The following is a 2190-nucleotide window of genomic DNA, read 5'->3' on the forward strand; positions in this document are numbered from 1 at the left end:
TTTTTATCTATAATAGATAGATATTTTACGAGATTAAAGGTATAAACACCTGCACCCACCCTATTGCTAGGTATTGCGGTTGCATCAATTCCTATTCTTAACATTTTAACTCACTTTTCCATCAGAAAAGTTCTTAGATGATATAACCTTGCGTACAATTTGCACAATTCGCTCTGCAGCATGACCATCTCCATATGGATTAGCAGCTTTTGCCATTTTTTCATATTCAATCCCATCGTATAATAATTTTTCCGCTTCTTCTATAATTCTCTCTTTATTGGTACCTACAATTCTTGCGGTTCCAGCCTCAATACCCTCGGGCCTTTCGGTTTCTGTCCTCATTACAAGCACTGGCTTGCCTAAGAAAGGTGCCTCCTCTTGAATACCTCCAGAATCAGTCAAAACCAAATATGCCATTTTCATTACATGAACAAACACATGATACTCTAAGGGCTTTACCAAAACAATTCGCTCGTGTTGTCCTAAAATTCTATAAGCGGGTTCGTGTATATTGGGGTTAAGATGAACTGGATAGAGAACAACTACATTACGATTTCTTTTTACGAGAAGATTAATGGCTTCACAAACATTCTCAAACCGTGTACCAAAATTTTCTCTACGGTGAGATGTAACTATAATTAACTTTTTATTATCAGATTCTTTTATCCCAATTTTTTCCAATAGTTTTTTTGCTTCAATTGGAATAGGTTTATTTAAAATTATTTTCATGGCGTCTATAACAGGGTTACCAGTCAAATAAATATGCTCGTGCTGAATACCCCCTTGCCGTAAAGCTGCTACAGCTTTCTTTGTGGGAGCAAAATGGTAATGACTTATTATCCCCGCCACTTTTCTATTCAATTCTTCTGGAAATGGAGAAAATATGTTTCCTGATCTGAGCCCTGCCTCCACATGCCCTACCGGTAATCTTCGATAAAAGGCTGCCAATGCAGTTGCCATTACTGTAGTTGTATCGCCTTGTATTAGAATAAGGTTAGGCCTTTCTTGTTCAAGAACCTCGTCGATACCAACAATAACCCTGGCGGTAATCTTTGCAAGCGTCTGCCTAGAAGACATTATATCAAGATCAATTTCTGGTTTAATTGAAAAAATGTTAAGCACCTGGTCGAGCATTTCTCTGTGCTGTGCTGTAACACAAACTTTCGATTGGATATCAGAGTATTTTTGTAATTCAATTAAAATTGGGGCAAGTTTAATTGCCTCAGGCCTAGTTCCAAAAATAGTTAAGACTTTTTTCATTATTTTTTATAACACCTCTGTGTATCTGTCATTAATTTTAAATTGCATTAAAGTCAGTAGAAGGATGGAGCTTTTCTAAACATAGTCAGTAAAATATTTTTTTGAATTCCAAACCAAATAAGCATTATTAAAAGAAAAATCCACGAATATAGCCCACCAATAACCATAAAATAGGGGATATAGGCACTTATTAGAATAAGAAAACTGAATGGTGTCCTTCTTTGCTTGAAGTATTCATATTTTAAGCTCAAAATATAGCCCTCTATTATAGGTGTTACAATAACACCAAGAAGATGAAAGTCTGAAAAATATTTTGCAATAGGCAAAAATGCAGGTGTGCATCCTATTTCGGTCGAGCCTGGCCAAAAAGATTCAGTAATGTTCAGATATCCATAAGTAAAGGGTTTATTTGGAAATATTTGTCTGGGTAAATAACTCCAAAAATTGCCTAACCAATATAATCCATAAGAGACCCTTGCTTTACCTTCATGTTCAAATAAATAGTCGTCAAAGTATAAGGCTGTATTATTATAATAGTCAAAAAACTGAATCATTCTAACCAACGCTGCTTTTTCCTGAAAATAAAAAACAACACCAAATAATAATAATAAAATTGCTACGCAGAAAAATACTTTTTTAAAAGAAAGCAACCGCCTTGTATTGTTATAAAATAAAATGTATGTAACAATGAAGTGTGATATAAATCCTTTACTTCCCCAAAAAAAAGCAAAGAACATGTAACATAACAAAATAAATAGGTCGCTTTTAAAATTTCGGTTCGTCGAAATCCTTCTCATTAAAAAAACATTAAATGAAAAAAACAATAGCGAAGCAGAAATAGCATAAAGATAGCCAACCCCGCTTCTCCCACTCTGATATGCAGATCGAGGATTTAGCAACCATTCGATCCCCATAGAGCTTGCCATTAAT

General features: G+C 34.7%; 2 protein-coding genes. Both read right to left on the bottom strand.

Annotated features, from left to right (window positions below):
• Positions 1–105 precede the first annotated feature (105 nt).
• Positions 106–1260 carry a non-hydrolyzing UDP-N-acetylglucosamine 2-epimerase gene (wecB, locus tag AC29Z1_RS16955; RefSeq protein WP_488272626.1) on the bottom strand — a complete coding sequence of 385 codons (1155 nt, stop codon included), beginning with the start codon at positions 1258–1260 and terminating at the stop codon, positions 106–108.
• Positions 1261–1313: 53 nt separating this feature from the next.
• Positions 1314–2190 (bottom strand): O-antigen polymerase (locus AC29Z1_RS16960; protein WP_488272627.1); only part of this gene is annotated, 877 nt, incomplete at its 5' end.

This window comes from Sporomusa sp. (genome assembly GCF_057736855.1).

Coding starts and splice junctions, on each gene's coding strand:
- wecB (WP_488272626.1), bottom strand. CDS start 1,260: ATGAAAAAAGTCTTAACTATTTTTGGAACTAGGCCTGAGGCAATTAAA.